Source organism: Methanospirillum sp., assembly GCF_035406105.1.
In the GTDB taxonomy this organism is placed as follows: Archaea; Halobacteriota; Methanomicrobia; order Methanomicrobiales; family Methanospirillaceae; genus Methanospirillum.
This window is the reverse complement of the sequence record NZ_DAONKG010000132.1, coordinates 1-7,079: the sequence shown is the minus strand read 5'-3', so window position 1 is coordinate 7,079 and position 7,079 is coordinate 1. Positions and strand designations below refer to the sequence as shown.

Annotated in this window: 7 protein-coding genes; 2 read left to right on the top strand and 5 right to left on the bottom strand. The window is 47.0% G+C overall.

Translation table 11 applies throughout. The features are described from left to right. Both PLA23_RS08720 and PLA23_RS08715 read right to left on the bottom strand, forming a co-directional pair. Positions 1–493: aldo/keto reductase (locus tag PLA23_RS08720; protein WP_324474889.1), on the bottom strand; the 493-nt coding region annotated here is incomplete at its 3' end. A gap of 90 nt (positions 494–583) precedes the next feature. Further along, the gene (locus tag PLA23_RS08715) at positions 584–1,036 is read right to left on the bottom strand and encodes a response regulator (RefSeq protein WP_324474888.1); all 453 of its coding nucleotides are present in this window, start codon (positions 1,034–1,036) and stop codon (positions 584–586) included. 327 nt (positions 1,037–1,363) lie between these two features. On the opposite strand from PLA23_RS08715, the gene PLA23_RS08710 reads away from it, so the two are divergent. Further along, complete coding sequence (locus tag PLA23_RS08710; protein ID WP_324474887.1) at positions 1,364–1,732, top strand: tetratricopeptide repeat protein; 369 nt, start codon at positions 1,364–1,366, stop codon at positions 1,730–1,732. Between the two features lie 19 nt (positions 1,733–1,751). Here the strand turns inward: PLA23_RS08710 and PLA23_RS08705 are convergent, their stop codons facing one another. The 3 genes from PLA23_RS08705 to PLA23_RS08695 form a co-directional block, all read right to left on the bottom strand. Further along, a complete protein-coding gene (locus PLA23_RS08705; RefSeq protein ID WP_324474886.1) occupies positions 1,752–2,612 on the bottom strand; it encodes an SWIM zinc finger family protein in 861 nt (286 codons plus the stop codon). After that, positions 2,609–5,755 (bottom strand): DEAD/DEAH box helicase, encoded by a 3,147-nt coding sequence (locus PLA23_RS08700; protein WP_324474885.1) that lies wholly within the window; start codon positions 5,753–5,755, stop codon positions 2,609–2,611. The genes PLA23_RS08705 and PLA23_RS08700 overlap by 4 nt, the downstream gene beginning before the upstream one ends. A gap of 90 nt (positions 5,756–5,845) precedes the next feature. Continuing rightward, positions 5,846–6,358: a shikimate kinase gene (locus tag PLA23_RS08695; protein ID WP_324329455.1), complete on the bottom strand. Its 513-nt coding sequence runs from the start codon at positions 6,356–6,358 to the stop codon at positions 5,846–5,848. Positions 6,359–6,461: 103 nt separating this feature from the next. Between PLA23_RS08695 and PLA23_RS08690 the strand changes: the two genes are divergently transcribed. After that, a complete protein-coding gene (locus tag PLA23_RS08690) occupies positions 6,462–7,040 on the top strand; it encodes a universal stress protein (RefSeq protein WP_324474890.1) in 579 nt (192 codons plus the stop codon). The last annotated feature ends 39 nt before the right edge of the window (positions 7,041–7,079 follow it).

Here is a 7,079-nt window from a genome sequence, read left to right as displayed (position 1 = left end):
GACCAGCCTGGCTGAACTCATCGATGATGTTATATTGAATGAGACAGCACTCCCACGGATATGCATCGACGATCTCTTTAAATGTCCTGGTGTCTTCATGAAAAGAAAAACCGGTGTATTTGATCCGTCCATCTGCCTTTGCCTGGTCAAGAAAATCCGTCACACCCAGTGCTTTCATCCGGTTCCAGCTCTCCTTTCCAATTGAGTGGATCAGGTAATAGTCAATATACCCGGTATTGAGACGGATGAGCTGGGTATTGAGGAAGAAATCCATATCCTCCCTGGATGAGACAAGCCAGTGGGGCAGCTTTGTTGACAGAGTCACTTTCTCGCGATAGCCACCTGCAAGAGCCCTTCCCAGAAATGATTCTGACTGACCATGATGGTACATCCAGCCGGTGTCCAGATGGGTGATACCTTTATCAATTGCATACCTCAGGAGCGTTTTCGAGTGTTCCTCGTCTATGGTACCATTTCGCTCCACAAACCGCATACACCCGAATCCCAGGATCGGGAGTTTTTCTTGTGTCCTGGGGACTGTACGATAAAGCATAATCAAAGGTTTTTGACGTTTCAGGTTTTTTTACGAGGGAGCTGATGGGGAGGATATATGGTGCTTTTGATATTTTTTGAGTTCCTGCACGGTATCAGAGCGGGCAACCGCCAGTTGTATCTTCTGGCTGAGATCAGAGAAGACCACAGACGGATCACCAGTCTTGACTACATAAAAATCAACACCTGAATCTCTCGCCTTTTGTTCAAGTTCTTCCTGTTTTATTCCGGTAAAAAGAATTAAGGGGATTGATTCACCACGTCTTCTGATCTGAATAAGCAGATCTATACCATCCATCTCAGGCATCTGGTAATCGGATATGATGATATCAAAGGAGGTGTTTCGGAGCAGATGAAGGGCTTCTTCTCCAGATTTGGCAGATACAATCTCATACCTGCCAAAAAGGATGAGATAATCAGAAACAGTCGATCTCCAGAGGTGCTGATCATCTACATGGAGCACCCGGATTGTTTTTTCTGACATTTCTGGTTGGTTATCCTATACATCGTTCTGAAATATATATTGTCCTTTGGTTTCGTGCCATTATGGTGCATTATAGTGCATGGCATACCTGTATGCAGATGCGATGTACAGCACTGAATTGCGATACTGGTTGGCAAATTCTTAATTTTTCAGGAGTTCCACGGTCATTCATCCGAGGGATACCACACATCATCCTGCTTCCCTGCAGATTCTGAGATGGTGAGACAGTCCTGTAGAAGGAAGCGTAGGAATCGCTTGGGTAGGATTGCTGATAACCGGCAGATATTTGAATGCAGTGATCCTGGAGTTTTAAATGGAGGAAAAAACATGGAAACCGATGTGCTTGTTTCACAGGAACGAACGATTACAAAAATAGATCCAAATATCGAGTGTACTCTTCGTGATGCACATAAGTGTAAGATGGCAGGAGATTATCACCAGGCTCTGAACCTGTATGACCGGATAATTGCGGATGATCCGGCAAATGTACGTGCATTACACTCAAAAGCGAATGTTCTTGATCGTATGGGGAATTATGCTGAAGCTCTTGCATGGTATGATGCGGCTTTGTTATGTGATCCACACAATGCTGAGGCCTGGTATAACAGGGGAATAACCCTTCGGAAGACCGGCAGACATGAAGAAGGCCTTGCAAGTATAAAGCAAGGCATCTCCCTTGCCATGGGAGATATCTGATAACCATTATCTTTTTTCATTACTCCCTCGAGAGCAGCGATGCTGCATAGGAACTGATAACCGGATACAGTTGCTCTATCCGTTTTGCCAGATTCTTTCCTCCGAGTTTAAAAGGAGCAGGCCCAAGGAGCATGGCCGGGTTTATTCTTCGTTGCGGGACTGGTGTCAGTACATCATCAGCACTCCCCATGCAGGAGAAAAATCCAGATGCATCATATGAATCAGGAATCCCGGTCTCCTGAATGATCAGCTGTTCTTCGTTACTATCGGGAACCGGTTGGGAAATTTTATCTCTATGCCCCCCTATTCTCTGTAAAACCTCTTCTCGTGTCATTCCGTGGAGGAGAAAGAGTACCCAGGGATCCTCATCCAGAATCTCCGCAAGGAAATACCATGCAGCAGCAATATGAATGCAGGGATTCTGATCATCGCTGCAGTGACAAAATGCCCGAACACTCCGGTAATGGTCAGGAATCAGGTGTATTCCTTTCTGCTTAAGTTCATCCACGATATCAGTGGAGAATGATCCGGTAAGGAGCGATCCAGTCAGAGTTGCATTCCCTGATATGGTATGTACAACCATATCCCACATCTCATCAGAAAAACGGGGGAATAAAAGCCCTACTGCCCGTGCTGATGTTCCACTGCATAATACCCCCATACTCATCTCACCGGCTCTTATCTGAATGGAATTCCCTCCGCCATGTCGTCCACAATGTTTTGCCCTGATGAGCCGTCCGTTCTCTCCGTACTCCTCAAGAATCAATACAAATTGTTTCGCCAGCCAGGTTCTGCCTATTGGCCCGTGCTGACTGTGCAACGTGATCCTGGTATGGATCGGGAGTGTGCCAGGTACTGACCACCAGATTTTTCTCTTCATTCTTCCTCCTCTTCTGAAAGCACTGCATCGCGAAGTGAGACAAGATCCAGTACTTCTTCTGTTGAGAGGCTGGTGAGGAGATCCTCTCCCTGTCCAAGAACCTCCTGTCCAAGCACTCTCTTTTCACAATTAATCCGGTCAATCTGTTCCTCAAGAGTCCCGGCAGCGATCATCAGGTGAACCTGCACATTCTGTTTCTGTCCAATACGAAACGTCCGATCAGTTGCCTGATCTTCAATCGCAGGGTTCCACCACCGGTCAACATGAAACACATGGGTTGCTGCAGTCAGATTCAGCCCAGTCCCTCCGGCTTTCAGGGATATCACAAAAAATAACGGCATATTTGAGGATTGAAACCGATGGACCAGCCGCTCACGCTCCCTACGGGGCGTCTTGCCGGTGAGGAGCAGAACCGGAATGGAGAACTGCTCCCTGAGTATTGCTGCAATATATTCTGCAAACGTTGCATACTGGGTAAAAATAAGGGCCGAATCACCCTCCTGGCTGACCTCTTCAAGCATCTCAAGAAGACGGCTCACTTTCCCCGATTGTTCAGGTCTCAAATTGTTATCATGAATCATAAGGCCTGGATGGTTGCAGATCTGCTTCAGCCTTGTAATGGCCCGGAAAATTACTCCTCTCCGGGCAAACCCGGTTACCACATCAAGACTCTGTGCCATATCAGATACCACCGCCTGATAGAGGGTGGCCTGTTCCCTGGTCAGAGTACAATACATCTTTGATTCCATCTTGTCCGGGAGATCGGCAATCACGGTTTTATCTGTCTTCATCCGTCGCAGAAGGAATGGCCGGATCAGCAGGCGGAGTTCAGTCATTGCCACGGTATTGGTATTCCCTCCTGACAGGTGCCCGTACCGTGACTGGAATGCATGCTGTGAGCCCAGGTACCCGGGATTTAAAAAGTCCATGATGGACCAGAGTTCAAGAAGACGGTTCTCAACCGGTGTTCCGGTCAGGGCAATCCTCCGGTCAGCCGTCAGCTGCCGAACAGCCTGTGATACACGCGTATGTGGATTTTTAATATTCTGTGCTTCGTCAAGGATAACCGCTGACCAGCTGACTGGTGCCAGATGGTTCAGATCCCGAGCCGCCAGGTTATATGTGGTCAGAATCATGTCGTATGTATGAATAAGCCGGATAAAATCATCTCCCCTGCACCGTGATGAACCATGATGAATCCAGACGGAAAGTGAGGGTGCGAACCGGTGTATCTCCCGCTCCCAGTTACCAACAACCGACATCGGACAGACGATGAGGGCAGGTGCCAGAGAGGAATTCTTTTCTTTTACGGATAAAAACCAGGCAATTGTCTGAATAGTCTTTCCAAGTCCCATATCATCGGCAAGACATGCTCCAAACCCTCGTTCAGAGCAGCGGAGGAGGAAGGCATGACCGATCTCCTGATATGGTCTGAGTCTTCCGTTCAGGGTTTTTGGGATAGTATACTCAGTAACATCTCCTCCTGACATAAGCATTGAGAGAATATCAGTTGCCCATTTATCATTCCCTCGTATAGTAACTTTTAGATCTGAATCAGTCTGCCCGATCGCCGAGAGCCGGATGAGATCTCCGGCTTTTGGTCTGGCCTTGATATACCGCCTCTCAAATTGCGTGAGTGCAGCAGAAAGTGAGCCGGCATTTCCAACAATCCATCTCCCTTTCATTTTGATAAGAGGAGTATTCTGTCTGACAGCCTGCCAGAACTCCTCAGGACTGTAGGACTCATCACCAATGGCTATCCGGTAATCAAATGCGATAAGTTCAGATATCCCAAGCATCCCATCCCGGCGAGTCGGATCTTTTTTCTGAGCACTCAGTTCGATCCGGGGTCGGTACTTCTCATCATTCCACCATGACGGAAGGATTACATCAACTCCGGCATCTTTTACGGCCAAAGCCTCGGCAGTAAGGAAGGTTGCCGCCTGTGCAAGTGAGATCTCCCCCGTTGTCGGATTTGAACCCGAGAAACAGTCTTTGAGGATTTTTGATACCGCTACAGACTGAGCGAGCCCGGAAAGGAGTTCCTGACGGAGGATTGAACCGGCGGGAAGCATTCCGCCCGATTCTTCGGGAAGGTTCCAGATCATTCTGGCAGGGATGAAAAGGTCTGGATCTGAGAGTGCCCTCAGAGTAAGTTCGATAAACCACGGCTCAAGTTCCTCTCCAGCTGGTTCGCGAACCCGTATACAGGTACGAAATGGCAAATAGCCTTCTTTCCGGAATGAAAGCCAATCGCTCATGTTCTGTACAAATCCTGTATCCATAGAATGATTCTGTACATGAAGGTCCTGCCCGGTGAGTGATGCCATAAAAGCCAGGGCATCTTTCTCCTGTTCCCGCATCCGTTTTCCTGGCCGGATAAAAGAAGAGTGTTTTGTGAGTGCCTGCCGGACTATGGTTTCAATAATTCCTGAAAGGGCTGATGAGAGGCGTTCTTTATGTGAGGGAAGAACCGTAGGCATATTCTTCTGATCACTTGCATACCGCATGATCGGTGGCATAGCGGCTGCAAATCTGGTCAGCCACACGGTATCCTCAGGACAGAGGGCGAACGTCCATGCAGCCTGTGTTTCCGTATGAGTCTTTATAAAAGCAGGTTTACATCTTCCATCTCTGGCCAGTATACACGCAGATTTAAACAAGGTGAGCAGATAAAGGAGTGTATCACCCAATAGAATATCGTGCACTCCATGAAGGGAAGCAAAAACATCTAAGCATGTCTCGTAGGACAGAGTAATGACAGGGACAGAATACCGTACAAGTGGCACAGGCCGGCATTCGGATTTATATTGTTTGGGAATGGTGGTATACAATAACGTATCCGGAGCATGAATTGTCCAGTATTCCCTGCAAAAAAAGCGTGAGGAAAGGCCGGTTATCGTTTGTACATTCTCAATCAGCAGATAATGAGGAATTGCCTGAGGAAAGAGATCACGATGTCCAAGGGGAATATTCCGTACAGGGTGTTCCAATCTCGATAATCCAAAAATTGCGATGCCCTTAAAAGGAGGTGATATAAGGGCATGCAGAATGACGCTTTTCTCCCCTTCCTGGAGAGGTTCGGTTCTTTGATTGTGAAACTCCTGTTCATACCCCATAACGTAACTATCCGTGTTTCTCATCACCAGTTTCATCTGAAGAGAAATACATGTGTGGGTATGGAATGGGTCTTGGATTATATCAGATAATTATACCGTTTCTCTTTACAATTCTTAATAACTATTCTTCTGCTGTCTTATCTTGAGTATAATGGTCTTAACGACACTCTCAAAGGGTACTCCAGAACAATTGATTTGGATATCTGCATACTTCTCATAGAGTGGAATTCTCTGTTCATACATCCCGCGAAGACTCTGTCCCTGCTCGAGAATAATCCCCCGGGTGGTAATATTTTGGAGTCTTTTTACCATCTCATCAAATGCGATCGCAAGATATATGATCGTGCCATGTGACGAGAGGTACTCCATTGCCTTTTTCCGAAGGATAACACTCCCGCCTGTAGCAATAACAGTATTAGAACAGGTGAGCGAAAGAATACAATCTTCTTCAATCTTCAGAAAAGGTTCCACACCCTGCGTATCAATTATCTCCTGAAGAAGTTGTCCGGTATAATCCTGGATGATGATATCGGTATCTATAAAATGCATGCCCAGAGCTTTTGCAAGAATCACTCCCAATGTGCTTTTTCCGGCACCTGGCAGGCCTGTGAGGACAATATTCTGCATAATATTCCTCTTGGGATCACAGGTATGACCCGGTTCCATATGAACATTTCATTCATAATCGCTGATTTTTCTAATTCATCAAAATTATCTCGATTAAAATGTCATATTTCGAAGATGCAAAGTTGACGGAGTATGGTTTGCAGAGGCATATGCTCATGAACAGAACGTCCCGTTCACGACGATCAAACGGGAGGGTCCGGTTGCCGGAATCATTGTGGAATATGCAGATGAGGTTGGAGCCGAGCTTATTGTTATGGGGAGTTCGAATCTCCGCGGAGTTGCCGGATTTGTGCTGGGAGATGTATCTGAAGCGGTACTTCGCCTCTCACCCTGCACCGTCTGGGCAGTAAAACCAACACAAAAGGAGATGGATCTGGTTGTCTCCAAGGTCAGGAGCTATGCAAAACCAAAACCGGTTGTAGTCACACCGGATTTGATCCCGGATAAGCGGCTCTGGCATGGAGCGATGGGGATGTTTTTCCTGTACATGACATCTTATGGTATGTTCACCATCGCAGGAACGCTTATGAAAGGCCTGCTTGGAATCAGGGTTGGGGGGTTGAACCTTGCAATCGTTTCCGGAATGGGAATTATCATCGGAGCAATCATCATTGCACTCGCATATAACTGGTACGCAGGATCCCGTGATAATCAGGGAAAGGAGGTGAAGAATGGAGTATAGCTTTAAGCCACTGGCCTTTACGATATTCGTATTGATCAC